This is a genomic window from Niallia sp. Sow4_A1, from assembly GCF_052116745.1.
GTDB lineage: Bacteria > Bacillota > Bacilli > Bacillales > Cytobacillaceae > Niallia > Niallia hominis.
This window is the reverse complement of record NZ_JBQKKM010000028.1, coordinates 1-26,094: the sequence shown is the minus strand read 5'-3', so window position 1 is coordinate 26,094 and position 26,094 is coordinate 1. Positions and strand designations below refer to the sequence as shown.

29 protein-coding genes are annotated in these 26,094 nt (G+C 36.0%); 22 read left to right on the top strand and 7 right to left on the bottom strand.

Going from position 1 to position 26,094, the window contains the following annotated elements:
* Positions 1-233: 233 nt before the first annotated feature.
* The 6 genes from ACTQ5K_RS15625 (at position 234) to ACTQ5K_RS15600 (ending at position 5,650) form a co-directional block, all read left to right on the top strand.
* On the top strand, positions 234-1,421 hold the full coding sequence (locus ACTQ5K_RS15625; RefSeq protein WP_031538933.1) for an aminotransferase-like domain-containing protein: 1,188 nt from the start codon (positions 234-236) through the stop codon (positions 1,419-1,421).
* A gap of 149 nt (positions 1,422-1,570) precedes the next feature.
* Positions 1,571-2,104, top strand: a complete 534-nt coding sequence (locus ACTQ5K_RS15620; protein ID WP_031538932.1) for an NADPH-dependent FMN reductase — start codon at positions 1,571-1,573, stop codon at positions 2,102-2,104.
* A 147-nt stretch (positions 2,105-2,251) separates the two neighbouring features.
* On the top strand, positions 2,252-2,848 hold the full coding sequence (locus ACTQ5K_RS15615; RefSeq protein ID WP_031538931.1) for a nitroreductase family protein: 597 nt from the start codon (positions 2,252-2,254) through the stop codon (positions 2,846-2,848).
* 133 nt (positions 2,849-2,981) lie between these two features.
* Positions 2,982-3,698, top strand: coding sequence for a DsbA family oxidoreductase (locus ACTQ5K_RS15610; RefSeq protein WP_441130858.1), 717 nt, complete (start codon positions 2,982-2,984; stop codon positions 3,696-3,698).
* A gap of 291 nt (positions 3,699-3,989) precedes the next feature.
* Positions 3,990-4,703, top strand: coding sequence for a GntR family transcriptional regulator (locus ACTQ5K_RS15605; RefSeq protein WP_031538929.1), 714 nt, complete (start codon positions 3,990-3,992; stop codon positions 4,701-4,703).
* 176 nt (positions 4,704-4,879) lie between these two features.
* On the top strand, positions 4,880-5,650 hold the full coding sequence (locus ACTQ5K_RS15600) for a MerR family transcriptional regulator (RefSeq protein WP_235248340.1): 771 nt from the start codon (positions 4,880-4,882) through the stop codon (positions 5,648-5,650).
* Between the two features lie 59 nt (positions 5,651-5,709).
* Here the strand turns inward: ACTQ5K_RS15600 and ACTQ5K_RS15595 are convergent, their stop codons facing one another.
* Complete coding sequence (locus ACTQ5K_RS15595; RefSeq protein WP_048717116.1) at positions 5,710-7,197, bottom strand: MFS transporter; 1,488 nt, start codon at positions 7,195-7,197, stop codon at positions 5,710-5,712.
* 123 nt (positions 7,198-7,320) lie between these two features.
* Between ACTQ5K_RS15595 and ACTQ5K_RS15590 the strand changes: the two genes are divergently transcribed.
* The gene (locus ACTQ5K_RS15590; protein WP_031538925.1) at positions 7,321-7,746 is read left to right on the top strand and encodes a MarR family winged helix-turn-helix transcriptional regulator; all 426 of its coding nucleotides are present in this window, start codon (positions 7,321-7,323) and stop codon (positions 7,744-7,746) included.
* A gap of 189 nt (positions 7,747-7,935) precedes the next feature.
* On the opposite strand, the gene ACTQ5K_RS15585 is transcribed toward ACTQ5K_RS15590, so the two are convergent.
* The gene (locus ACTQ5K_RS15585; RefSeq protein WP_031538924.1) at positions 7,936-8,583 is read right to left on the bottom strand and encodes a GntR family transcriptional regulator; all 648 of its coding nucleotides are present in this window, start codon (positions 8,581-8,583) and stop codon (positions 7,936-7,938) included.
* A 148-nt stretch (positions 8,584-8,731) separates the two neighbouring features.
* Between ACTQ5K_RS15585 and ACTQ5K_RS15580 the strand changes: the two genes are divergently transcribed.
* From ACTQ5K_RS15580 to ACTQ5K_RS15565, 4 genes are all read left to right on the top strand, one after another.
* Positions 8,732-9,058: a metal-sensitive transcriptional regulator gene (locus tag ACTQ5K_RS15580; protein ID WP_031538923.1), complete on the top strand. Its 327-nt coding sequence runs from the start codon at positions 8,732-8,734 to the stop codon at positions 9,056-9,058.
* Positions 9,059-9,071: 13 nt separating this feature from the next.
* Positions 9,072-9,278, top strand: a complete 207-nt coding sequence (gene copZ / locus ACTQ5K_RS15575; RefSeq protein ID WP_235248330.1) for a copper chaperone CopZ — start codon at positions 9,072-9,074, stop codon at positions 9,276-9,278.
* 84 nt (positions 9,279-9,362) lie between these two features.
* Complete coding sequence (locus ACTQ5K_RS15570) at positions 9,363-11,795, top strand: heavy metal translocating P-type ATPase (protein ID WP_441994058.1); 2,433 nt, start codon at positions 9,363-9,365, stop codon at positions 11,793-11,795.
* A 222-nt stretch (positions 11,796-12,017) separates the two neighbouring features.
* Positions 12,018-12,143 (top strand): hypothetical protein, encoded by a 126-nt coding sequence (locus ACTQ5K_RS15565; protein WP_268817797.1) that lies wholly within the window; start codon positions 12,018-12,020, stop codon positions 12,141-12,143.
* Between the two features lie 65 nt (positions 12,144-12,208).
* Here the strand turns inward: ACTQ5K_RS15565 and ACTQ5K_RS15560 are convergent, their stop codons facing one another.
* The gene (locus tag ACTQ5K_RS15560; protein WP_441994057.1) at positions 12,209-13,069 is read right to left on the bottom strand and encodes an aldo/keto reductase; all 861 of its coding nucleotides are present in this window, start codon (positions 13,067-13,069) and stop codon (positions 12,209-12,211) included.
* Between the two features lie 232 nt (positions 13,070-13,301).
* Here ACTQ5K_RS15560 and ACTQ5K_RS15555 point away from each other — a divergent pair, with 232 nt between their 5' ends.
* Genes ACTQ5K_RS15555 through ACTQ5K_RS15540 form a run of 4 tightly spaced genes read left to right on the top strand, consistent with a single transcriptional unit; the run spans position 13,302 to position 13,838 of the window.
* Entirely contained in the window at positions 13,302-13,496 is a 195-nt protein-coding gene (locus ACTQ5K_RS15555; protein ID WP_441130850.1) for a hypothetical protein, read from the top strand.
* Positions 13,468-13,620, top strand: a complete 153-nt coding sequence (locus tag ACTQ5K_RS15550; protein ID WP_441130849.1) for a hypothetical protein — start codon at positions 13,468-13,470, stop codon at positions 13,618-13,620. The genes ACTQ5K_RS15555 and ACTQ5K_RS15550 overlap by 29 nt, the downstream gene beginning before the upstream one ends.
* Entirely contained in the window at positions 13,592-13,723 is a 132-nt protein-coding gene (locus tag ACTQ5K_RS15545; protein ID WP_441994056.1) for a hypothetical protein, read from the top strand. Before ACTQ5K_RS15550 ends, ACTQ5K_RS15545 begins: the two co-directional genes overlap by 29 nt.
* Positions 13,695-13,838: a hypothetical protein gene (locus ACTQ5K_RS15540; RefSeq protein ID WP_441994055.1), complete on the top strand. Its 144-nt coding sequence runs from the start codon at positions 13,695-13,697 to the stop codon at positions 13,836-13,838. The genes ACTQ5K_RS15545 and ACTQ5K_RS15540 overlap by 29 nt, the downstream gene beginning before the upstream one ends.
* 160 nt (positions 13,839-13,998) lie before the next feature.
* Here ACTQ5K_RS15540 and katA read toward each other — a convergent pair whose 3' ends face one another.
* Positions 13,999-15,453 (bottom strand): catalase KatA, encoded by a 1,455-nt coding sequence (gene katA / locus ACTQ5K_RS15535; protein WP_031538918.1) that lies wholly within the window; start codon positions 15,451-15,453, stop codon positions 13,999-14,001.
* Positions 15,454-15,834: 381 nt separating this feature from the next.
* On the opposite strand from katA, the gene ACTQ5K_RS15530 reads away from it, so the two are divergent.
* From ACTQ5K_RS15530 to ACTQ5K_RS15515, 4 genes are all read left to right on the top strand, one after another.
* Positions 15,835-16,365: a shikimate kinase gene (locus ACTQ5K_RS15530; protein ID WP_031538917.1), complete on the top strand. Its 531-nt coding sequence runs from the start codon at positions 15,835-15,837 to the stop codon at positions 16,363-16,365.
* 36 nt (positions 16,366-16,401) lie between these two features.
* Positions 16,402-17,175 carry a type I 3-dehydroquinate dehydratase gene (aroD, locus tag ACTQ5K_RS15525; RefSeq protein ID WP_284561422.1) on the top strand — a complete coding sequence of 258 codons (774 nt, stop codon included), beginning with the start codon at positions 16,402-16,404 and terminating at the stop codon, positions 17,173-17,175.
* A 270-nt stretch (positions 17,176-17,445) separates the two neighbouring features.
* A complete protein-coding gene (locus tag ACTQ5K_RS15520) occupies positions 17,446-18,819 on the top strand; it encodes an aldehyde dehydrogenase (protein ID WP_441994054.1) in 1,374 nt (457 codons plus the stop codon).
* 22 nt (positions 18,820-18,841) lie between these two features.
* Positions 18,842-19,933, top strand: a complete 1,092-nt coding sequence (locus ACTQ5K_RS15515) for a nitric oxide synthase oxygenase (protein WP_081836694.1) — start codon at positions 18,842-18,844, stop codon at positions 19,931-19,933.
* A 19-nt stretch (positions 19,934-19,952) separates the two neighbouring features.
* On the opposite strand, the gene ACTQ5K_RS15510 is transcribed toward ACTQ5K_RS15515, so the two are convergent.
* The gene (locus ACTQ5K_RS15510) at positions 19,953-20,495 is read right to left on the bottom strand and encodes a hypothetical protein (protein ID WP_048718533.1); all 543 of its coding nucleotides are present in this window, start codon (positions 20,493-20,495) and stop codon (positions 19,953-19,955) included.
* A gap of 161 nt (positions 20,496-20,656) precedes the next feature.
* On the opposite strand from ACTQ5K_RS15510, the gene cdaS reads away from it, so the two are divergent.
* Positions 20,657-21,280 (top strand): sporulation-specific diadenylate cyclase CdaS, encoded by a 624-nt coding sequence (gene cdaS / locus ACTQ5K_RS15505; protein ID WP_031538911.1) that lies wholly within the window; start codon positions 20,657-20,659, stop codon positions 21,278-21,280.
* A gap of 96 nt (positions 21,281-21,376) precedes the next feature.
* On the opposite strand, the gene ACTQ5K_RS15500 is transcribed toward cdaS, so the two are convergent.
* The gene (locus ACTQ5K_RS15500; protein WP_031538910.1) at positions 21,377-22,198 is read right to left on the bottom strand and encodes an STAS domain-containing protein; all 822 of its coding nucleotides are present in this window, start codon (positions 22,196-22,198) and stop codon (positions 21,377-21,379) included.
* Between the two features lie 361 nt (positions 22,199-22,559).
* Between ACTQ5K_RS15500 and ACTQ5K_RS15495 the strand changes: the two genes are divergently transcribed.
* A complete protein-coding gene (locus tag ACTQ5K_RS15495; RefSeq protein WP_192840959.1) occupies positions 22,560-22,697 on the top strand; it encodes an RAxF-45 family protein in 138 nt (45 codons plus the stop codon).
* A gap of 293 nt (positions 22,698-22,990) precedes the next feature.
* Complete coding sequence (gene abc-f / locus ACTQ5K_RS15490; protein WP_031538908.1) at positions 22,991-24,880, top strand: ribosomal protection-like ABC-F family protein; 1,890 nt, start codon at positions 22,991-22,993, stop codon at positions 24,878-24,880.
* Positions 24,881-24,920: 40 nt separating this feature from the next.
* Here abc-f and ACTQ5K_RS15485 read toward each other — a convergent pair whose 3' ends face one another.
* Positions 24,921-25,628 carry a YoaK family protein gene (locus ACTQ5K_RS15485; protein WP_031538907.1) on the bottom strand — a complete coding sequence of 236 codons (708 nt, stop codon included), beginning with the start codon at positions 25,626-25,628 and terminating at the stop codon, positions 24,921-24,923.
* Positions 25,629-26,094 lie beyond the last annotated feature (466 nt).

Sequence of the window (26,094 nt, the reverse complement as noted above, 5' to 3'; positions counted from 1 at the left end):
CGGTTGAATAGTAAAGTCCTCTCTTTGGTGAGAGAAAGTCTTTTCTATTATGTACTAAAATCGCCCAATTTAAGTTGCCTCCGTCTCTATGATTATGGTATAAACCAAACGAATATCCATCCAAATAAATAATAACTATATATGCAAGTGTTATATGATAATCTATAATGAATATACTGAAAATTCCGTACCTAATAGGTAGAAGGGGAAAGACATAAGGAGGAAAAAGCGTAATGAATTACAAATTTGCCAATCGAATAGAACGAGTAAAACCATCAGCTATCAGAGAACTACTAAAATTGGGGGCGGATCCTTCTATTATTTCATTTGGAGGTGGATATCCAGATCCAGAGATTTTTCCAATTGAAAAATTAAGAAAAGTATACGATCAGGTACTACTAGAAGAGGGGAAATTGGCGCTGCAATATACAGGAACAGAAGGATTAATGGCATTAAGGGAAAAGCTTGTGAACCGAGTGAAGAAAATTGGCATAAGCTGTGATGTTGATAATCTTTTTATTATTCAGGGCGGACAGCAAGGATTAGATCTTGCAGCCAAGGCTTTTATTGATTATGGAGATATTATTATAACGGAGAATCCAACTTTTTTAGGTGCGCTTGCTGCATTTAATCCATATGAACCAGAATACATAGGTGTATCAATGGATGAAAATGGTATGAGAATGGACGAACTTGAGGCTGTATTACAAAAGCATCCTAATGCGAAGCTTATCTATACGGTTCCTGAATTTCAGAATCCTACAGGAGTGACGATGAGCTTAGAGAGAAGAAAGGCTTTAGTAGACTTAGCAAATAAATATAATGTCGTCATTGTAGAAGATAGTCCGTATCGTGAAATACGATACGAAGGAGAAGATATGCCATCTATTAAAAGTTTTGACACAGAGGGAAGAGTTATTCATATTGGAAGCTTTTCGAAAATTCTTAGTCCAGGATTACGTCTTGGCTGGTTAATTGCAGATCGTGCATTAGCTGAGAAACTAAGCTTATTAAAGATGGCTTCCGATACGCAAAATTCTACTTTAAATATGTATGCAGTGAATCGATTTATGGATATGTATGATTTGGATGAGCATATCGCACATATCAAAGAAACGTATAAACATAAGAAAGAATTGATGTTTCAAACGCTACAGGAAGCTTTTCCGAAAAGTGTTACCTATACATATCCGCAAGGCGGTTTGTTTACATGGCTCACTTTTCCACAACATATTGATACAAAAATTCTTATGCAGGAACGTAGTTTGCCAATCGCAAAAGTAGCTTACGTGCCAGGTGAAAGCTTTTTCCCTAACATGCAAGAAAAAAACCATTGCCGAATTAATTATTCGTATATGTCAGAAGAGAATATCATTAAAGGCATTACAAGTTTAGGGGAAATAGTGAAGGAAATGTGTTAGGAAGCAACTATTTAAATAACGAAAAACGTAAGTTAGTTACTTTTGATAACTTTTTAATGATAAGTAAGTCATATTATTTGCAATTAAATAATCTCAGTATTAGGATAAAAAAGTAATACAAATTTTCAAAAAATACGGAGGTTAAAAGGATGAAAATTGGAATTATCTTAGGTAGTACACGTCAAGGAAGAGTGAGTCCACAAGTTGGAGCATGGGTGAAAGAAATTGCTGACAAGCGTGGAGATGCTGAATACGAAATCGTTGATATTGCAGATTTTAATTTACCATTTTTAGGTTCAGCAGAAGGCCAAGAAAATGTTGCAGCTTGGAATGAAAAGTTAGCTAGCCTTGATGGCTTCGTATTTGTTGCTGCAGAATATAATCACAGTATAACTGGTGCTTTAAAAAATGCTTTAGATTCTGCAAGAGAAGCTTGGAACAATAAAGCAGCTGGAATTGTAAGCTATGGTTCAACAGGTGGAGCACGAGCAGCAGAGCATTTACGAGGAATTTTAGGCGAATTGCAAATTGCTGACGTTCGAGTTCATCCAACGCTTTCTTTATTTACTGATTTTGAAAACTTCACAACATTTAAACCATCTTCTCTTCATTTAGAGAACATGAATGCAATGCTTGATCAAGTAGTAGCTTGGAGCACAGCATTAAAAACAATTCGTGGATAATTTGTATACATAGAGTAGGGCTTTTGAAGCCTTACTCTTTTTTTCTTATAAGGGAAAATCCGGTCGAAGAATTTTAGAAAAAATATTTTAATAATAAGACAAATGGGTAATATAAATAAGAAAAAAATTTTCGACTGGAGGAGAAAAATGACTGCATTTTTAGAAGCAATAAAAAACCGTCGTTCTTATTATGGCATTAGTAAAGAACAAGTAGCATCTGATGAAAAAATCCAAGAAATTGTGAATGAAGCTGTGTTGCATACACCATCTTCTTTCAATTCCCAAAGTACAAGAGTAGTGGTTTTATTAAATGAACAACATGATAAACTTTGGGATCTCACTGCAAGGGAGTTACAAAAAATTGTTCCAGCGGAGAACTTTTCTTCCACAAAAGAAAAATTAAATTCCTTTAAAGCAGGATATGGAACGATTTTATTTTTTGAAGATCAAGAAGTAGTAGAAGGATTACAAAAGCAGTTTGCGTTATACGCAGAGAATTTTCCAGTTTGGGCAAACCAAACGAACGCCATGCATCAATTGGTCATTTGGACTGCTTTGGAAGAAGTAGGATATGGAGCTTCTTTGCAGCATTATAACCCACTTATTGATGAGACTGTACAAGCAGAATGGAAAATTCCTTCTACATGGAAGCTTGTTGCACAAATGCCATTTGGTAAACCAACAGCAGAACCAGGTGAAAAAGAATTTAAGCCTCTAGAGGATCGCGTAAAGCTTTTTAAATAAGGCTGTTTTAAGAGAAGCTCCTAGTATAGGAGTTTTTCTATTTGGCTTAAATGGACGCTGACGTAAGCAAAATCAAAGTAAAATCCCTGCTATTGTGTTAGGATGATAGCATCATTATAAAGAAGGTGGAAAAATGAAAATTGAAGTATGGTCAGACTTTGTTTGCCCTTTTTGCTATATTGGCAAACGTCGTTTAGAGATTGCGTTAGAGCAATTTCCTTTCAAAGACCAAGTTGAGGTTGAATTTAAGAGCTTTGAACTAGATCCGAATGCAGAAGTTTACTCTGGAAAAAGTATCCATGAGGCGCTTGCTGGTAAATATAGAATGAGTATCGAGGAAGCAAAGAATGCGAATGAAAATGTTGGCAATCAAGCTGAAAGCACAGGTTTAAGCTATGATTTTGATAACATGAAACCAACGAACACATTTGACGCCCATCGTTTAACAAAATATGCGAAAACGGTTGGAAAAGAAAAAGAGTTAACAGAGAAATTATTGCATGCTTACTTTACAGAAGGAAAACTAATAAGTGATCATCAGGTATTAGTGGAAATTGGTAAATCAGTCGGCTTAGAAGAAGCAGAGCAACAAAAAGTATTAGCAGATGCCACTAGCTTTGCAAATGATGTCAGAATTGATGAAGCACTAGCTGGACAAATTGGTGTGACAGGTGTTCCATTCTTTGTCATCAATCAAAAATATTCAGTTTCTGGAGCCCAACCAACTGAAACTTTTAAGCGTGTCCTAGAACAAGTATGGCAGGAAGACCATCCAGCCCCTAAATTTCAAGATATTACCGGGGCAGGTGCTGTTTGTACAGACGAAGGATGCGAAGTTCCTAAGAAATAATGATAGAGTATTTAAGTGAATAAGGAAAAGAGATAGTCAAAACAATGGCTATCTCTTTTTCTTTTCAATCATTCGGAATGAAATTTAATTGGAAAGCGTTTTTAAAAAAGTATGCGCTTTAAAAAAAATGTACTATACTATAAATAGATATACCAAGCGTAAGTTTTTAAAGTATAGACTTTTAAGTTCAAATGCTTATAATTAAAATATCATTATCTATTCATTATAAGATTAAAAGATATTGCAAATAAAATATATAGAATTATTTTTTCTAATTAAGGTGGCTCGTTTATGAATAAGTATGAAGCGATAGCAATTGAAGTTAAACGTCGAATTAAAGAAAACTTTTATCCATTGGATCATCCTATACCTGATGAGATTACATTATCTAAAGAGTTTTCCTGCAGCAGAATGACAATGAAAAGGGCATTGGATAAACTTGTGATGGAAGGACTTCTTTATCGTAAAAGAGGACATGGTACCTTTATCGTTCAATCTGCTCTACATGCCAGTAGAGTAAATGTTTTGTCAAATGAAATCACTGGATTATCCAAGCTATTAGATGGAGAGAAAATAGCGAGTAAAATCATTACATTTGAAGTTCATTTTCCCTCAGAAGAAGTTGCGGCACATTTGGCAATTGATATAAAAACACCAGTGTATCATATCATTAGATTGAGATCAGTGAAAGACGAACCATATGTCTTAGAAATTACTTATATGCCAACAACCATTATATCAGGTTTAAATGACGAGGTTTTATATGGATCCATTTATGAGCATATTACGAAAACATTAGGACTAACGATTGCTGGATCGCATCGGAAAATTAGAGCATGTAAATCCACAGAGCTAGATCATGAACATCTTGCATGTGAATTAGATGACCCTATCCTTGAAGTAGAACATGTTGGCTATTTAAATAATGGCATTCCATTTGAATATTCATTTTCCCGTCACCGCTATGATAAATTTGAGGTAACAACCGTAAATTTAAAACGTTAGGTGAAAGGATTTCTATTCAAAGAAATGAAAAATAGAGCAGCTATCAGGAAGGTGAAGTTCTTTCGATAGCTGCTTTTTTCTTAGTGTAGATTATTGAAAATTAAAAAATATAAAGAAAAACTATTTACATTTACGTTGCGTCAACGTTTACGATGAAAGAGTCAGGAGGGGAACAGATGGAATACACCGTACATGCATTAGGTAAGTTAGCAGGAGTAAGTACAAGAACATTGCGATATTATGATGAAATAGGCATTCTCAAGCCGGCGAGAATCAATTCATCAGGATATCGTATCTATGGACAAAATGAGGTAGATAAATTACAGCAAATTCTGTTTTACCGTGAGCTAGATGTTCCATTAGAGACTATAAAGAATATGATGGCTTCTCCTACTTTTGATGTCAAACAAGCATTAAAGGAACATCACGAAAAACTCCTGGCTAAAAAAGAACAGCTACATCTGTTAATTGCAAATGTAGAAAAAACGATGGAAACAATAGAAGGGAGTAGGACGATGTCTAATCAAGAAAAATTTGTGGGCTTTAAAAAGAAAATGATAGAAGATAACGAGGCGAAGTATGGCAAAGAAATAAGAGAAAAGTATGGGGAAGAGATGATAGACCAATCTAATGCTAAATTAATGAATATGTCAGAAAATGATTATCGAAGCATGGTTGAAGTGGAGAAGACATTATTTTCTACCTTACAAGAAGCCTTAAAAGAAGGCAATCCTGCTGGAGAGGCTGGGCAAAAAACAGCAGGGTTGCACAAGCAATGGCTTTCCTTCACATGGCCAGAATACACGAAGGAGGCACATGCGGGACTTGCAGAAATGTATGTTGCTGATGAAAGATTTACCTCCTATTATGACAAAGTGCAAGTAGGAGCTACAGCTTTTTTGCGGGATGCTATTTTGATTTATACCGGGATGGCTTCTAAAAGTTAACTAAAGAAAAAACTCCTTGATTGTCTTCCATCAAGGAGTTTTTATAAGTAATCACTAAATCAAGAAGCATTTCTAACTTTTTTTGCCACTACTTTACGAGAAGTCATATATCTCCATCCTGTAAGAAGCAAACCAACAAAACAAAGACTGCTTGAAACAAGAAATACGACATGCATCCCACTAAGAAAAATATCAGGTCTCCCAGGGATAAGGGCAGTTACTCGGTAGCCTGCTTTCATGCTCATAACAGAGAATAATATGCTTGTTGCAACAGAAATTCCGACGACCATTCCTAAATTACGAACAAGTGAATTAATGCTACCTGCGATTCCTAGCTGTTTCCGCTCTACTGTCGACATAATTAGTGAATTATTAGGAGACTGGAAAAGACCAGTGCTGGCGCCAAGCATAATAATCCATAGTGCAAGACTTGTGAGCGTACTTCCTTCATGAAGGAAAGTTAAACCGATTTGGGCAACAATCATTACTAAAAGTCCTGCAAAGGTAATAGCCTGACCACTTATTCTATCGGATAATGCACCACTTAAAGGCGCGACAATTGCCATGGTAATTGGAAAGAGCATAAGGATATAACCTGAATGCAATGCTGACATTCCAAGAATATCCTGTGTGTAAAAAGGAGACAGGATATTAAAACAAAAATTTGCGATAAAGACAATAAATGCACAAAAGATGCTGATAGAAAAAAGTGGATTCTTAAAGATAGAAAGCTCTAGCATTGGGCTTTCTTTTCGATATTCTACGATGATAAAACTGATAAATGTAAGGATTCCTATAATAATGGAAGTAATGATATACCAGTTTGAATAGCCATATTGTTGCCCAAGTAATAAGCCACCGATAGAAAGAATAATGGCAAAGCTAAATAATAAGCTTCCTGCTACATCTATCTTTGTCTTTGTTATGGTGACATCCTTAGGCAATATCTTCCACGCTAAAGCAATGGCAATAAAACCGATTGGGATGTTTATCCAAAAGATATATTCCCAGCCTAAGCTTGAAATAATGATCCCACCTAAGCTTGGTCCTGTAATACTTCCTAAAGAGACAAACGTTCCAATTAAACCTAATGCTTTTCCTCTCTCTTTTACAGGAAAAATTTCCGTTACAATACCTTGGCTATTTGCCATTGTCATTGCTGCGCCAAATGCTTGGATAATCCGTGAAATGACTAATAAGGATAGAGAAGTACTTAATCCACAAAGGAATGAACCAATGATAAATAGTATCGAGCCCCACTTAAAGACGTTAATTTTTCCAAACATATCCCCTAATTTTCCAAAGAAAAGGATAACGGTACAGATTGTGAGTAAATAACTAATAACAATCCATTGAGAACTGGCGAATGCTAGACCTAGCTGTTTAGAAATTGTCGGTAGTGCAATATTAACAATACTCGCATCAAGGGTTGCCATAAATGTGAATATATTTAAAACAGTAAAAATGAGCCAGCGACGTTGATGAACTTCTTGGTTGACTTCTTTTACGGAAGGTTGCAAATAATCACCTCGTTTATTTAGTTGCATATGTAACTATTATTGCTTCATTTTAAAATAATTTAGTTGCGCGCGCAACTAAAATTTTGTATGCTACAATCAGTAAAATTAGTCTTCACTTTCTTATATGAAACTATCCGAGGGGGATAAAATATGAATGAAATGCCAATAGGAAGGATTGTTTCGATGATCCATAGGCAGAATCAGAAATTTCTTTCGAGGGAATTGAAGCCATTTGAGTTAGGAAATGGTGGGCAACACGCCTTTTTAAAAATGATTATTGCCAAGCCGGGGATTAACCAAGATGAACTTTCCTCTCAATTAAAGTTTGATAAAGCAACAACCGCTAGAGCAATCAAGCATCTTGAAAACGTCGGGTATGTTGATAGACAAACAGATAACAAAGATCGGCGTTCAAATAATTTATATCCAACAATTAAAGCACGAACTATTTTTCCACAGATACAAGAAGTGTTAGAACGGCTAAATGAAGAAATTACTAGCAATTTGACTGCTGAAGAAGAACGTCAATTGCTTCAATTATTGAAAAAGATTTATCCCACTCTTAAACTTCAGTAAGAATCAACTTTAGGTTTGGGAGAATGGAAAGAAGATAGACGTCCGTGAAGGTTCGATTGGTTCAACTAACCATCAGTGAAGGATAAAGGAAAACCCCACTAATGGTTAGTTCATTTTATTCTGCATTATGAGCGGTGGAATATCCAATATCCCCACCAATTATGAAAAAAAATGAAAGATAAATAGCAACTATTTTTCAGTTAAATATTCAGCCAGGCTTAGCCAATTATTTTCAATCAATGCTGGGAGCTGCTCCTTGCTATCATTTGATATACAGGAAATAATTTCTTGATGCTGTTTAATTGATTTTTTCCCATCGAAAGTATTGAACTTTTGTAATTCAAGTCGACGAATTTTTGGAAGAAGGCGATCTAAAGCTAGCATTATTTCGGGATTATGTGATGCCTCAATAATTACTGCATGGAATTGATCATCCATTTGGATTGCTCTATACTTATCCTCAACTTTTAAAGCTTCAGCAAATTCATTATTTATTGCTGTCATTTGGTCGGCATGTGTAAGAGTTAAAGTGGTGAGAGCTAATCTAGCAGCCAATCCATGGAGCGAGGCTACAACGGTAAAGGCGTGCATCGCTTGTTCTACTTCAACTAGGCTTACAACTGTTTCGGAACCTGGAGAAGTTACAATTAATCCTTCATCCTCCAATTTTTTGAGAGCTTCTCGTACTGGGGTTCTGCTAACACCAAATTGTTCAGCCAATGCTTTATCGTTAATTCTCTCACCAGGCTTTAGTTCAAGATGGATAATTGCTGATCTTAATCGGTCGTATACTTGTGCTCTTAATGATTGACGTGGAATTTGCGTAATGTTTTTCATAGCAATAATATATCATATTTCGGTTATATTAGTGGAAAAGAGTAGGTTCATAAAATCATTCACAAAATCGTCAAATCTATTTAGTTTACTTTTATACCATACGGGGGTATAATATAAATATGCGATATATCGTTAAGGGGGATTTTTATTGGACAATAATGAGCATGAATTAGAAAGTTGCCATCTTACGAGTGACAGAAGAAGTCATCATTCAGATAAAGTAAAACAGAATTTAGTGACCAGATTAAATCGTATTGAAGGTCAAATTAGAGGGATAAAAGGTCTAATAGAAAAAGATACGTATTGTGACGATGTTATTACGCAAATTTCTGCAACACAATCTGCTTTAAATAGTGTTGCAAAGATTTTATTAGAAGGCCACTTGAAAAACTGTGTCGTAGAGCGTATTCAAGAAGGAGACATGGAAGTAGTTGACGAGGTTTTAACAACCATTCAAAAATTAATGAAAAAATAAGGAGTGTTTTCAGATGGAAAATGTAACGTTAAAAGTGGAAGGAATGTCTTGTAATCATTGTGTAAAAGCGGTAGAAGGAAGTGTAGGAGAGCTTGCAGGCGTTTCAGCTGTTAAAGTTAATCTTAAAGAAGGATTAGTTGATGTAGCATTTAATGCTAATGAAGTTGCTCTTGAAAAAATTAAAGAAGCAATTGACGAGCAAGGCTATGATGTAAAGTAATTCAATTTAAAAAATGTGCGATCGTCTGCACATTTTTATTTTCAATCAAATATACCCTATATAGGTATAAGGAGTTTTTGCGATATGGCTGAACAAAGTGTAGTGAAAAGTAAAGGTAAAATAAATGAACAGACATTTGAGATTACGGGAATGACCTGTGCAGCTTGTGCAAATCGTATTGAAAAAGGTCTTAACAAAATGCAAGGTGTTGAACAAGCTACAGTCAATTTGGCGCTTGAAAAGGCAACGGTTACGTATAGAGAAGAGGAACTATCAACAAATGAAATTAAAGAAAAAGTAGAAGGATTGGGCTATGGAATAATAACTGAAAAACTGGAACTAGATATTTCAGGAATGACTTGTGCTGCCTGTGCAACAAGAATTGAAAAAGGCTTAAATAAGATGGCTGGTGTTAACACTTCAACCGTGAATCTGGCATTGGAGAATGCAACAATTGAGTACAATCCGGCAAGTATTGCAGCAGATGAGATAATTGGAAAAATTAATAAGCTTGGCTATGGAGCAACAAAAAAGGAATCAAAGCAAGCGACCATAAATAAAAAGGAAGCAGAATACCAAAGACAAAAACGGAAATTTCTTTTTTCGATCGTTTTATCACTTCCTTTATTATGGACAATGGTTGGTCACTTTACCTTTACTTCCTTTCTCTACGTACCAGATATATTAATGAATCCTTGGGTACAAATGGCGCTGGCAACTCCAATTCAATTTTTTGTAGGAAAACAGTTTTATATAGGAGCATATAAAGCATTAAAAAATAAGAGCGCTAATATGGATGTCCTTGTTGCATTAGGAACCTCAGCTGCTTATTTTTATAGTGTCTATCTATCTTTTGAGACATTAGGGCATTTCGGTCATCCTGTTGGATTATATTTCGAAACAAGTGCCATTCTAATTACTTTAATTATTCTGGGCAAATTATTTGAAACGAAGGCAAAGGGAAGATCTTCCGAAGCGATAAAAAAACTGATGGGGCTTCAGGCAAAGACTGCTGTCGTCATTCGAGATGGGGAGCAAACGGAAATTCCTCTTGAGGAAGTTTTAGCAGGGGATATACTTCTTGTAAAACCGGGAGAAAAAATTCCCGTTGATGGCGAAATTATTGAAGGACAGTCAGCAATTGATGAATCTATGCTTACAGGTGAAAGTATTCCAGTTGATAAACAAGGGGGAGACACCGTAATTGGTGCTACCATTAATAAAAATGGATTCTTAAAAATGAAAGCGACAAAGGTTGGGAAAGAGACAGCCCTTGCGCAAATTATTAAAGTAGTGGAAGAAGCCCAAGGATCAAAGGCACCAATTCAACGATTAGCAGATTATATTTCAGGCATTTTTGTTCCTATTGTAGTGACGCTTGCAATTGTAACATTCCTTTTCTGGTATTTCATTATTACACCTGGAGATTTTGCAGAAAGTCTAGAGAAGTTAATCGCCGTACTGGTTATTGCATGTCCATGTGCACTTGGGCTAGCTACTCCGACTTCTATTATGGCCGGATCAGGTAGAGCAGCCGAATATGGGATATTATTTAAAGGTGGAGAACATCTTGAAATGACGCATAAAATTGACACCATTTTATTAGACAAAACGGGAACAGTCACAAATGGAAAACCTGTATTAACGGATGTCATAACAGATTGGGAGGAAGAAACGTTACTTTCCCTAGTTGGAGCAGCAGAAAGCAAATCAGAGCATCCGCTTGCTGAGGCGATTGTCAAAGGCATAACAGATAGGGGGATTGTCCTTCAGGATACAGCCCAATTTGAAGCAGTTCCAGGCTATGGAATTCGTGCACATGTTGATGGAAATGAAATATTAGTCGGAACACGGCGTTTAATGGATCGATATCGCATCAATGTCGGGAAAATTCTACCTAAAATGAAGGAGCTCGAATCCCAAGGGAAAACAGCAATGCTTATAAGCATTAATGGTAAATATGCAGGGCTTCTTGCAGTCGCAGATACGATTAAAGACACGTCAAAGGCGGCAATTAAGCGATTGAAACAGATGAACTTGGATGTCGTTATGATCACTGGAGACAATCAGCAAACAGCAGAAGCGATAGGGAGACAAGCAGGCATTGACCATATCATCGCAGAGGTATTACCAGATGGAAAGGCTGACGCTGTTAAAAAGCTGCAGCAGCAAGGGAAAAAAGTGGCCATGGTGGGAGATGGTATAAATGATGCTCCAGCCTTAGCCTTAGCAGATATTGGCATGGCTATTGGAACAGGAACAGATATTGCAATGGAGGCAGCCGATATTACGCTTATTCGTGGGGATCTCCAAGCAATTGCCGACAGTATTTTAATAAGCAGAAAGACGATTGCCAACATTAAGCAAAATTTATTCTGGGCATTCGGTTATAATACACTTGGTATACCGATTGCAGCAATTGGTTTACTAGCACCTTGGCTTGCTGGTGCAGCGATGGCATTTAGCTCTGTATCTGTCGTATTAAATGCGCTTCGTTTACAGCGATTGAAGCTTTAAATGCTGGTTAGTTAGACTCACATCTCCCGTAAATGAGGAATCGAGGGACATAGCTCGGAAATCATTGTTTTGTAAATGTGCGAATACATCATTTGAAGGATAAAGCTTTGCCTTTTTAAAGGTTCATTTTATGAAAAGATTTTCGGTTGGGTTCATAATCTTAGCAACTTTATCTCATACTAGAATTGTACGTCGATAACTACTAGCAGGAGGTAACGAATAATGGCGAAACAGAAAAAATCAGAAGTAAATAACCAATGGGCAACGGCCAATACAGAAGTTACAAGCAAAAAACAGAATAAGACAGCTACAGATAATCAATGGGCTTCTACTAATAAGAAGCAGTAAATTTTAGAATAAAAAGGCATACCAATATAGATGAATTGGTATGCCTTTTTGAGTTGATTATTAAATTATTTTGCAGCTTCCTGCATTGCTTTAAAACGTTCGATATCATCAGGATTTCCGAAGCTTCGTTGGTTTGTATCTAAGGAAGCGATTGTTTTTATATCGTCTGCATCAAGTGTAAAGTCGAATAAATCAGCGTTTTCCATAATACGATGCTCATGTACGGATTTAGGAATAATAATGGTATCTCGGTCTAAATGCCAGCGCAAAATAATTTGTGCAACTGTTTTATTATGCTTTTTGGCAATGGCCGCTAAAGCTGGCAAATCGAATAATCCATTTTTTCCTTGACCGAGGGGAGCCCATGCTTCATGTGCGATATTATGCTGTGCCATATAATTTCGTAATTCAACCTGTTGGAAAAGGGGATGTGTTTCTACTTGGTTTAACATTGGCGTAATTCTTGCTGTTTCGGTTAATTTCTCAAAATGGTGAATTTGGAAATTACATACGCCGATAGCACGGACTAATCCTTCTTCATAAAGATCCTCTAATGCTCTCCATGTTTCTTCAAAGCCAGGCGCTGCCCAATGAATAAGATAAAGATCTAAATAATCAAGCTGTAATTTTTTTAAGGATTCGTGAAAAGCTTTTTTTGTTTCTTCATAACCGAAGTCGGTTACCCAAACCTTTGTTGTAATAAATAATTCCTCACGAGGCACACCAGCGGATTTAATAGCATTGCCTACAAATTCTTCATTTTCATACCTTGTAGCTGTATCAATGGACTGATATCCTTTTTTTATTGCAGAAAGGACACTTTGCTCACATTCTGTTGGATCGTTGACTAAAAAAACACCAAAGCCCAAATAAGGTATTTCTACTCCATTGCTTAGTTTTTTTGTCGAATTAATTGTTAACTCCATTATTTCACCCCGTTAGAATAGTTTTTTCTATCCTAAGCGTATCGGTTTCTGGTTGATTTTTCAAATAATTGAGATGGGTTGGGGGAGTGAGGTTTAGAAGAGGAGAGTTGCAAGAAAGAGGATGGGAATTGCAAGTAAGAGGATGGAAGTTGCAAGTAAAAGGGTGGAAGTTCAAGAAAGAGTGTGGAAGTCGCAAGAAAGAGTGTGGAAGTCGCAAGTAAGAGTATGAAAGTTGCAAGTAAAAGTCGAAGTCGCAAGTAAAAGAGCCAAAGTCGCAAGTAAGAGAGAGAAAGTCGCAAGAAGGAGTGTGGAAGTCGCAAGTAAGAGTATGAAAGTTGCAAGTAAAAGTGTGGAAGTCGCAAGTAAAAGTGTGGAAGTTGCAAGAAAGAGTATGAAAGTTGCAAGTAAAAGTCGAAGTCGCAAGTAAAAGGGTGGAAGTTGCAAGAAAGAGTATGAAAGTTGCAAGTAAAAGTGTGGAAGTCGCAAGTAAAAGGGTGGAAGTTGCAAGAAAGAGTATGAAAGTTGCAAGTAAAAGTCGAAGTCGCAAGTAAAAGAGCCAAAGTCGCAAGTAAGAGAGAGAAAGTCGCAAGAAAGAGTGTGGAAGTCGCAAGTAAGAGGGTGAAAGTTGCAAATAAAAGTCGAAGTCGCAAGTAAAAGAGCCAAAGTGGCAAGTAAGAGAGGCAAAGTTGCAAGTAAAAGAGCCAAAATCGCAAGTAAAAGAGCCAAAATCGCAAATAAGAACACCAAAGTCGCAAAAACCCCCCTCTAAATATCGCAACCATCCTCCCAAAATCGCCAAAACTAGTTTAAAGTCTATCAAAAAGGGGAATCAACTAATTAACCAAGGTATTGGTACTTAAGTGATTAAACCATTCAATTAAATAGAAAGAAAAACCCTCTATGATAGAGGGCTTTTCAACAAAACGTTATTATTTTACTGTCTCTGGTACACTCAAGCCTAATCCTTCAGCAACTTTTGTGCCGTATTCAGGATCTGCTTTGTAGAAGTGACCAATTTGACGAAGTTTGATTTCTTCTAATTCTACAGGTTTCATTGCGCCAACAATGTTTGCAACTAATCTTTCGCGTTCTTCTGTAGACATTAAGCGGTATAGGTCTCCAGCTTGCGTGTAATGATCGTTATGGTCATATGCAACACTTTCTGCTACTCCAGATACTGCGAATGGAGTTGTTTTGTTTTCAGGAGTTTCTTTTGGACCGCTAAAGCTATTTGGTTCGTAATAAACTGAACCACCACCATTGCCATCAAAACGCATTTGACCATCGCGTTGATAGTTATTTACTTCATTGCGAGGGCGGTTAATTGGTAGTGCATTATGGTTTGCGCCAACACGGTAACGATGTGCATCACTATAAGCAAATAAACGACCTTGTAGCATTTTGTCTGGTGAAACTTCTACACCAGGTACTAATGTTCCAGGAGAGAAAGTAGCTTGCTCTACTTCCGCAAAGTAGTTCTCTGGATTACGATTAAGCACCATACGTCCAACCTCGATTAAAGGATAATCTTTTTGTGACCATACTTTTGTTACATCGAATGGATCAAAACGATACGTATCTGCATCTTCTAATGGCATTATTTGAACATAAAGTGTCCAAGCAGGAAAGTCTCCTTTTTCAATCGCATTAAATAAATCCTCTGTATGATAATCAGGATTTTCCCCAGCAAGTTTAGCTGCTAAATTCACATCAAGGTTTTTAACCCCTTGTTCTGTTTTGAAATGATATTTTACCCACACGCCTTCTCCTTCTTCGTTCACCCATTTAAAGGTATGGCTCCCGAAACCATGCATATGACGAAGGGTTGCAGGAATACCGCGATCTGACATAAGAATGGATACTTGGTGTAAAGATTCAGGTGAATGCGACCAGAAATCCCATACAGCTGTTGGATTTTTTAAGTGTGTTTTTGGATCTCTTTTTTGTGTGTGAATGAAATCAGGGAATTTAATTGCATCGCGAATAAAGAATACAGGCGTATTGTTACCAACGATGTCGTAATTTCCGTCTTCTGTATAAAATTTCACTGCAAATCCACGTGGATCACGAACAGTATCAGCAGAACCTAATTCCCCAGCAACTGTTGAAAAACGAATGAACATTGGTGTTCTTTTACCTACTTCAGATAGGAAGTTAGCTTTCGTGTATTTTGTTAAGTCATTTGTCACTTCGAAATATCCATGAGCTCCAGCCCCTTTAGCATGAACCACACGCTCAGGCACACGTTCTCTATTAAAATGAGCTAATTTTTCAAGTAAATGGACATCTTGTATTAAAGTCGGTCCACGATGTCCAGCAGTTATGGAATTTTGGTTGTCCCCAACTGGTGCTCCCCAGCTAGTAGTTAATCGATTATTTGACATATAAAAATCACCTCATAATTTAGTTCTTTAGCATATGTATATTATAATATCATCTATAAATAAAAAATCAATATAATTTTATAATTATTATAAATAAGTTTTCAGAGGGAATAATATGATAGGGTTTTATATGCTAAGAAACAAGTAATACTTGACAATGAATAGATTTTATAGAAAAGGCTAATAGAGAAAAGAAATACATGAATGAGAATTAGGAAATATGCAAGAAGCTTATATATATGAATAGAAAATAGTTATATCCATAAATTTTATGAATGGTGTATCCGATTTATTCCTTATAATCTGCTAGGATAAAGACTGTATTTCCCTTATAATGAAAGAAAGATTTTCGTCGGAATAGATTATAGGGGGCTTTACTTCATGTTGCAAAAGGAATCAGGAAAACAGAAAAGTATTATACTAATTGGGTTTATGGGTGTAGGAAAAACAACGATTGGAAAGGCTTTAGCAAATAAACTCAAACGAGACTTTATAGATGTTGATCATCAATTAGAAAGAGAATATAACATGACAGTTACCGAAATTTTTCAATATCATGGAGAGGCGTTCTTCCGAAAAAAGGAGAAGGAGATGATTATTGCTTTATCCAAACAGACACAAAAAGTTATATCCCTTGGGGGAGGAGCTTTTTTACAAGAAGACATTCGGAAAAGCTGTCTTGAAAATGGTATCGTCTTATATTTAGACATGTCCTTTAAAGCGTGGAAGCAAAGAATTCCATTTATTATCGATAGCAGGCCAGTATTACAAGGGAAATCAGAGGAAGAGATAAAGAATTTATTTAATGAGAGAAAGGCAATCTATGTAAACCATCATTTGAAGGTGAAAATGGATGGGAAAGAGCTGGAGGAAATAGTAGAATCCGTAATAGATTCCTTGGATCTTGCTTAAATAATGATAGAGAAATTGGTTATTGGAGGGAAAAAGGTGAGTAAAAGCGTTAAAGTAAGAGATGTTTTCATTGGTGAGGGATTACCGAAAATATGTGTTTCCCTGATTGGTAGAACAGTCCAAGAGCTAAGGGAAGAGGCCGCCTTACTTAAGGAGCTTCCAATCGATATAATAGAATGGCGAAGTGATTATTTTGCAGAAGTAGATGAGATAGGCAGTGTGACAGAGGCTCTGCATCTAATAAGAAATACGATAGGAAATATTCCTTTACTATTTACTTTTCGCACAGCTAAAGAGGGTGGAGAAAGGTCGATAGAGAAGGAAGCATATTTTCATTTAAATAAAAATATGGTAGAAACAGGGCTGATTGATTTACTGGATATCGAATTATTTACGGAAGAAGATGCAATGAAGGAAGTTATCAAGCTGGCGCATTCCCATCAAATCGCTGTTATACTATCTAACCATGATTTTGAAAAAACACCATCGAAAGAGGAAATTATTTCTCGATTACAGAAAGCACAACAATTAGGTGCTGATATTCCAAAAATTGCAGTCATGCCTCAATCTGTTAAAGATGTTTTAACATTATTAGATGCAACGGCAACGATGAAGGAAATTGCTGCAGACATACCAATTGTAACAATGTCAATGGGAGGAAAAGGGGCTGTAAGTAGAATGGCAGGAGAAATATTTGGTTCAGCTATTACGTTTGCATCAGCAAAAAAAGCATCAGCACCAGGGCAAATTCCAATTGAAGAATTAAGAAATATCTTAACTACTTTACATAAAAGTTTATCGTACTCTTAATGGACAGTAGGGTTCAACTACAAGCATAGGAGCATTCGAAAACGATAGGTTCCATTATCCATCAGTGGGGAGGAATTACCACCTTGTTGGAACTTTCCCTTTATGAAAAAGGATTTCGTTTCTAGGCGAAATTCTTTTTTTATAGATTAAATGGAATAGCAAGTTAAAGATTGTCCCAAATGAAAGAGAATCGTCTATAAAACTTGCTTAAAGAAAGAAAAAGTTGGTACACTCAAACTTAAAAGATAAACATTAACGGAGCTGTTGAAATTGAATGTAGACGAAAGATTAGCACAAACAAAAACATTTTTTGCAACCCAAAAAACATTGCCTTATACATTCCGGCTGCAGCAGATGGACAAATTGAGAAATGCTATTTTAGAAAATGAACAAAGATTAATAGAAGCTCTTCAGATAGATTTAGGAAAGCACCCTTTTGAGTCCTATACTTCGGAAATAGGTTTTGTGCTTAATAGCATACGTCACACAATGAAATGTCTTAAAAGATGGATGAAGCCTAAAAAAGTAAAGAGTACATGGAGTCTATTTCCTTCTAATGGACAGATACTTTTTGAGCCATATGGGACAGTTCTTATTATTGGTCCCTTTAATTATCCCTTTCAATTGTTGATTGAACCATTAATTGGAGCAATTGCTGCAGGGAATTGCGCGATATTAAAGCCTTCCGAGCTTGTACCAACAGTTTCAGCTGTAGTAACAGATATAGTTAATACTGTTTTTGAACCTTCCTATATTTGTTCTGTGGAAGGTGGAGTGGAGACAAATCAAGCGCTACTACATGCTAACTTTGATTATATTTTCTTTACCGGTAGCACAAAGGTTGGAAAAATTGTAATGGAAGCAGCTGCCAAGCAATTAACGCCTGTTACACTAGAGCTAGGAGGAAAAAGTCCCGTTATTATTGATGAAACAGCTAATTTGAAGATTGCGGCCAAGCGCATAATATGGGGAAAGACATTAAATGCTGGTCAAACTTGTGTGGCACCAGATTATATTATGGTACATGAATCGGTCAAAGATCCATTAATCGCTGAGTTGAAAAATACATTATTGAATTATTTCGGAGAAAGGATTGAAGAGAAGGAAGATTTCGGCAGAATTGTGAGCGAGCGGCATTTTCTTCGCTTACGAGAAATGCTAGAAGCGGACCGGGAAGGGATTTTATTTGGAGGAAATAGTAATATCGAAACAAGCTTTATTGAACCAACTATTCTGGATGCTACATGGGCATCCGCTTCTATGCAAGAAGAAATCTTCGGTCCAATTTTACCTATATTATCCTATTCAAAATTAGACAAAGCAGTGGAAGCGATAAAAAAGCTAGATAAACCGCTGGCCCTTTATCTTTTTACAAATAGCAAAGATACAGAAGAAAAGGTGATCCATGCCATATCATCTGGCGGAGTTTCGATAAATGATGTACTGACACATATTGTTCCTCCTAACTTGCCTTTCGGAGGAGTTGGGGCATCAGGAATGGGAGCTTATCATGGCGAATATAGCTTTACTACTTTTTCGCATCAAAGAAGTGTGCTTAGAAAAAGTGTTAGAGTAGATATCCCGATTCTTTTCCCTCCGTATACCGAAAAAAAGGATAAATTGATTCGTAAAGTGCTCAAATAATAAGCGTTAGGAGGCTGATTTATTGATTAATACACTACTAGCAGAAGCAAAAATGTTTATTGAGACGGCATATAACGAACTGAATAAGTCTGGAGAAGAGATAGAAGAAAGACTTATACAAGTGGAACAAGCCATCAATGAAAAGGGATATTATGAGCATACAGAGGAAGAACTAATATATGGAGCTAAAATGGCTTGGCGAAACAGTAATCGCTGTATCGGTCGATTATTTTGGGAAAATCTACATGTGCTAGACAAACGACATCTTAACACGGAAGAAGCAATAAAAGAGGCATTGTTCCATCATATTGCCTATTCAACAAATGGAGGGAAAATAAAGCCAACGATTACTATTTTTCAGCAAGAGACAAGAAATTCCTCTATCCGAATATGGAATCATCAGCTTATACGTTATGCTGGTTATGAAACAGAGCATGGAGTTATTGGAGATTCGGACTCTATAGCTTTTACAAAAGAGTGTATAAAGCTAGGCTGGACGGGAGAGCAAACAAATTATGATATCCTTCCACTTGTCATTCAAGTAAATGAGCAAAAGCCGAAACTATATGAAATCCCAAACGACATTGTTTTAGAAGTCCCGATTCAACATCCTGATTATCGATGGTTTGAAGAATTAGGCTTACAGTGGTATGCTGTTCCAATTATTTCTAGTATGCGCCTTGAAATTGGTGGTATTTCTTATACAGCAGCACCATTTAACGGCTGGTACATGGGTACAGAGATTGGTGCAAGAAACTTAGCGGATGAGAATCGCTATAATATGCTACCAACGATTGGGGAATGGCTTGGTCTAAACCTGAAAAGGAACGCTACTCTGTGGAAAGATAAGGCTTTAGTGGAATTAAATATTGCTGTATTGGACTCTTTTCAAAAAGCAGGTGTAACAATTGTTGATCACCATACAGCAGCACAGCAATTTAAGATATTTGAAAATAAAGAGGCAGAAAAAGGGAGAGATATTACAGGCAATTGGGCATGGCTAATTCCACCGCTATCTCCTGCAACTACCCATATTTTTCATAAACGCTACAATAATGAAGGCAAAAAACCAAATTATTTTAATCAGAAATATCCTTTTAACGAAAAAAATTAGAGTGGAACGAAGATGTGGCTTAGTTCCCTCTAAATTCAGTAATACCAAATGTTTGATCATAGTTATAGCCATTAAAATAAATATCTAAGTCATGAAAATATCGATGCAGATTTCGCATAGCACTACGATCATCTTTTTCTGCTACAATCTGAGCATTTGCAGCGATATCTTTCATGTCTAGTTCTATTTCTTCATCGGAGACTTTAATGTCCTTTATCTCATCAAGAATGGAAAGTGCTGCTTCTTTCTGTTCTTCATAGCTTGTCGTTTCCAATCTTCCCCAACCTAATGTTTCATTATAAAAATCATGCCAAATAGAAATAAACGTGTGTCCGCTCGTTCCATCTGCTAAAGTGACAACTTCCTCATTGACAGGAGTATTAACTTTTTCCGTATCAAAAGATTCTTCTACTTCGGTAGATGCTCCCTTCACGACGGACCGCTCATTATTTGTTTGTAAGGGCGAATCACTGTCAAATAGTGTTTGTATGACAAAAAAGGAAGAAACGCCAATAGCAGTAACTGTTAGTAGGATAGCAATAGTCCAAGTCCAAAATTTCATCTGTAAAATATTCCCTCCTTTTGAAATACTCAACTATTAGTCTATCATTTGTAAAATATGAATTCAATGTTTCGAAATAAGTTACCGTATATAACGAATTTCTCTTTCAGCATGCATAAATTAACAGAGCTTGGATAAGGTAAAAAAAAAGGGGTGTTCGTATGGAAGGAGAAAGAGATTTACCTATAGAGTTTAGTAATCATATGCACCATGCGTTGAACCATTTACAAGATAAAATTGGCGAACTCCAGCGTACGATGGATGAAAAAAATTGCTGCATCTTGAATGACTTTGAAGAAGTAAATAAACAATTTAAAAGTATTCATCATAGTGCTGCTACCTTCTATTTACAATTATATTTAGAGCCATATACAGAGGATTTAGAAATTCTTACAGCATGTGCCCAAGTCTTATCAGAGAAACGTCATGGTGCACTAATTGCCATTAAACGTAATGATGAATTAGAAACACGTGTTCATTCAGGAATTCCTTTGCATGCAAAATTATCTCCGTCTCTATTAGAAGCAATATTCTATCCGGGTAATCCTTTGCACGATGGTGGGGTACTAATTGAGGAGAACGCTATTGTTTCAGCCGGAAATATTTTCCCTTCCTCTCTTCATTACAATGGGAAGGAAAAATTGGGGACAAGACACCGAGCAGCCATTGGTTTAAGTGAGATAACTGATGCATTAGTTATGGTCGTTTCCGAGGAAACAGGCAGAATATCGTTCGCCTTGGGGGGCGTTTTATATCCAATACAGCCTGGAGGAATAACAAGCTAGGATAGTGCTATCTTAAACTAGAGAAAAAAATTGCCCAAAAAGGGACTTAAATATCCCCTTTTGGCTATCAATTAATACTTGTCTTTTTCCTTTAAGCTATAGGATATTTTTCAAAGTTTCTTGCAGTGTACCTCTTGTTTCTGCATTTTGTTCGAAATGAATGCCAGCATGCACCATTTTTTTCACTAATTCTGGCCTTAATCCAGTCAGAATTGCTTTGCAACCCATCATTGAAATTCCTGCTAATATTTTTTCGAAGTAATCTATTACATCCATTTCCATTATGGCAATACCAGAAAGGTCTATAACTAATATTTGGATTTTGGATTCTCCTATATCATTTAGAACCTTTTCCTCAATTATTTTAATTCTGTATGAATCAATAAAACCGATTAACGGTAAAACAGAAATAGATTGTTTAATTGGAATAATTGGGACGGATAAATGTTCCACTACTTCTCTTTGTTTATGTAGCATTTCATCCTTGTAATGAGAATAGCTAAGAAAAAAGGTATTTAAAAATTGATCTATTTTTTCATTAAATAATTTTTCCATCCCGTAATAATCATCACGATTTTTCAATATATCTTTTTCCTCATCTATTATCCGTATAAAGTGCCATAACGTTCTTCTTATCGCTTGCACCCATTCAAGCTTTAATTCAAGTGTTAAAGAGTGTTTTGCCCATGCAATTCCTTCGACTTTCGCAAAAGAGATTAGTTCTGCTTCTTGTTGATCCACTGTATAAAAAATTAATTTTTTGGCGTTTTTTAATAAATCGATATTTCCTTTGTTCAAAATATCTGTAATTTTGGTGGAAACGTTTATTGCTTCAGTAAGAAGTTTTTGATTGAATGGTGTTTCATTTTCGTTAATGAAAGTTTTTAATTCTTCCTTTATGTAAGCTATTGTATTCATACAACTACTCCCCTGGATTAATTTAAGGTAGTAAAGCACTAATTTACACTAAAAATAATAACAAGAAGTATCTACCCTATTGTTAAGGTGATTAAACATATATTTTAGTTTAAAAGTATTTGGGAATATGGATAAAATTCCTTGCTGAAATGATAAAGGACATTACTAGAATCAAATGATAATAGATGGTAGTTTATACCAAGTAACATATTACTCATCAATGAAAAAAATAAAGTACTAAAAGGTGGTGCCTTAGGAACATTATTCAGACATAATTGATTTTTCTTATTATTTTCTCTTGTGTGTGATTTCCTTTAAAGATATAATAAAACTAACTTATAAAAGAAAAGAGGTGGGAAGGATGTTAAGTTCAACTGTTTTAGTGCAAGGTTATATGATGGAAAGTCTATATATTAACCGTGCAAAATTTGCGATGGTAGTTGTTAACGGGATAAGTATGCCCTTTTTTAAACAACTAAATAGCAAACTAAAACAGTGAAAACATCTCTTACCCACATCTCTATTTGGACGGTTAAAGGAGTGCATTTTCATGCACTCTTTTTTTAATGGCTTACCAAGTCATTTATTAATAGAAGGAACTAATGGCTCTTTCTAAAAGTACATTTAGAGGTATTTATATTTAATGGAAAAGTGTATCTGTCTTTTTCCTTAAATGTTGCTATGGAGAACTTTGTTTTCCATGGCTTTTTTGCGTTGCTAAAAAGTGGACTAAACCGTCCATGAAAGAGTCAGGGAAAAGAGATAATCATAGAAAAAGGAGCGAGCGGTATTATGATTATTTGCAGTGTCAATCATGTAGCGAAGATGTACGGAGGAAATACATTATTTGAAGACATATCATTAGAGTTAAAGGAAAAAGAAAGAGTTGGTCTAGTTGGTAGAAATGGGAGTGGGAAGACCACTTTATTTCGACTACTTGCAGGGCAGGAAACACCTGATGCTGGACAAATCCATTGGAAAAAAGGATTAAAGATTGGATATTTAGAACAAATTCCGGAATATGAACAATCTATGAAGGTGAAGGAAGTATTAAAAAAGGCATTTTCTGACCTTGAAACAATAGAAGGGAAGATAAAACAGATGGAACAGGAAATGGCGCAGGATATCAATCCAGAGCAGCTATTGCTATTAATGGAGGAGTATGGGAAATTGCAGGAGTATTTTACGAATGCTGGTGGATATGAAATGGAAGCAAAAATAGAGAAAATGGTTAATGGGCTAAAAATCGAGCAGTTGGTCATGAAAGAATATGGAGCTTTAAGTGGAGGTGAAAAAACAAAGGTTGGTTTAGCGATGCTACTCCTCCAAGAACCTGATTTTCTTTTATTGGATGAACCGACGAACCATTTGGATTTAATGGCAGTCGAGTGGCTTGGGAAATTTCTTCAGGATTATAATGGTACTATTTTAGTGGTTTCCCATGATCGCTACTTTTTAGATGAAGTGATTCAAAAGGTGGTAGATTTAGAAGATGGGGAAGTAACAACCTACTATACTAATTTTACAAATTTTACAAAGGAAAAGGAAGAAAGGCTTTTAAGAGAGTTTCAGGCATATGAGGAACAGCAAAAGAAAATCAAGAAAATGAGAGAAGCAATCAAACGACTTCGTGAATGGGCGAATCGGGCGAATCCGCCTAATGAAGGATTGCATAAGCGAGCGAGAAATATGGAAAGGGCTATCGAAAGAATGGAAAAACTAGCTCGCCCCATTATAAATAGAAAGAAAATGAATTTTGACATGGAAGCAAGTGACCGAAGTGGGAAGGATGTTATTCAGCTGAAGAATGTCTCAAAAAGCTTTGGCGATCAACTATTGTTTCAACAAGTTCAAATGCAAATAAGCTATAAAGACAGAGCGGCAATTATTGGAGAGAATGGATCGGGGAAATCAACTTTGTTGAAGATGATTCTTCAACAAATGGAGCCAGATATAGGAGAAGTTAAAATGGGAAGTAACGTGAAAATTGGCTATCTTTCTCAGCATGTATTAATGGAAATGGAAGAGGAAACAGTGATCGAAGCTTTTCGAAATGAAGTGCATGTGACAGAGGGGGAGGCACGGCATATTTTAGCTCAATTTCTCTTTTACGGTTATTCCGTTTTTCGAAAGGTCAGCAATTTAAGTGGAGGAGAAAGAATGAGGCTTCGCTTAGCCCAGCTTATGTATCAAGAAATCAATCTATTAATTCTAGATGAGCCAACCAATCATTTAGATATAGAGTCCCGTGAAGTATTAGAAGAGGCTTTAGAAGATTTTGATGGCACGATTCTTGCGGTTTCCCATGATCGCTATTTTCTAAATAAGCTATTTCAAAAGATTTATTGGATTCAAACAAAGGAAGTTCACTATTTTGAAGGGAACTACACGTATGCACGCGAAAAGTCGACGGAAAGACAAACGTCCAAGAATCTACAAACTAATCCAGTAAAATCAAAAAAAGAGAAGAAGGCCACAATTAAGGAAAAACAGGAGAGGGAAGCTTCTTTTAATCAAATTCAATTGGAAAAGGAAGTAGAACGATTGGAAAAAAAGATTTCAGAATTAGAGAAAATAATGGAAATAGAAACGGATTGGGGTAAATTGGAGCAGTTGTTTTCTAAAAAGGAGGAGCTTGAAAGACAGTGGGAGGAGCTATATGGACTTATGAATCGTAAGTAAAAAGGAGAAAGGCTGTCAATCATTCAGCCTTTCTCCTTTTTTATAAACTATCTGCACAACGTTTACGAATATACCCTTTATCTTTATGGTAAAGGACTAATGCGACGATTAGAATAATTGCCGATACCCATATGGCTTTATTGCCAAATTGAGTGGTTGTAAAGGTACCAAGTAATGCCCCAAATAAAAAGGAGCCGATAATAATGGAAAACTCTTTAAATTGGATCTTCGCTTCTTGACTTTGTTTTGTAAAAGCAGCATAAGCGGCTTGAGTTGCAGTTCTTAGATTCCCAGTAGTCATTGTTGAATTATATGCCCATTTATCTAACTTGTTAAATGTTGATATTTGTAAAGAAGATACAAATGAGATGCTGGTTGTAACAATGATATTCGGAACAGATGTTGGCAAGAATCCGACTATAATTAAGACGATACATTCTAAAATAAGGATTGATCGTCTATAGCTGTATAGGATTTCCCTTAGAGATGGTATTTTGACAATTTCAGAAACCAAGACTCCTAAGACAAAGGCTATTAATGGCGGGATATAATGAAGGGATTCCACCCATTCACCTGTTGCAGCGTTTACTGCGAATAAAACGATATTCCCTGTTTGTGCATTGGCAAATACACCGTCTCTACTAATAAATGTATAAGCATCTAAAAAACCACCAACTATTCCTAATAAAGAAGCTAGGAATACGGAATTAGAAGATAAGGAAGGTATTGGTTTGATTTTATCAATCATGAATAATTACGCTCCTTGAAGGATAATTCTTTCCAGTAAAAATACTTAGGAAAAACATATCTATCTTATCATAAATTATCATAAGTGTATTTGAACAAAATCCAAATTTTTTTAGCGATAAGTTCTTTTCTTAAACAAAAGGAGTGGATACTTGCAATTTGTCGTAATATACAAAATGAAAAATGTCAATTACTCTATTAAATTTCGAATGTAAATTTTTCGTAAATAAATATTAATTTCGTGTAAATAATATTCTGGAATAGTGTAAATTCTTGTCGGATGTTGTTATGATAACTTGGTATATGTCTTAAAAGAATTAGGTTTTAGGGGGACAAACTTTTGGAAATTAATTATCAACTCAACTTTCGCAGAGTGATATCGGCAAATAAGCCTTGATATAATTAGGAAGGCCAGCGATCCACTGTTCAAGTTGACTTTGAATTATTTTTTTGATTTTCTTATTCGT